The sequence below is a fragment of the Akkermansia muciniphila genome, assembly GCF_900184965.1.
Taxonomy (GTDB): Bacteria; Verrucomicrobiota; Verrucomicrobiia; order Verrucomicrobiales; family Akkermansiaceae; genus Akkermansia; species Akkermansia muciniphila_A.
On record NZ_FXYA01000188.1, the window covers coordinates 1 to 211 of the forward strand.

A 211-nucleotide genomic window follows, 5' to 3' on the forward strand; every position below is an offset into this window, starting at 1 on the left:
GTATGTGGAGCCCCGGAAGTTTGCGAAGTTTTTGTACGAGCGGACGGGCTCGCCGACAGAGTGCCGCCGGACGGAGGCCCAGCTCCGGGAGCTGGACGCGCAGAAGAAGGAGGCTGCCGACATGCAGCGGAAGCTTCAGGCGACGCAGGGGGCGCGGGATGCAGCCGCCGCGCAGAAGGATCTGGCCGCGATGCCGCCGCAGGGGCAGCTT

General features: G+C 68.7%; 1 protein-coding gene. It reads left to right on the top strand.

Annotation, left to right across the window (positions count from 1 at the left end):
• The coding region (locus CI070_RS13925; RefSeq protein ID WP_218824045.1) for a hypothetical protein at nucleotides 1-211 on the top strand (211 nt) is incomplete at both ends.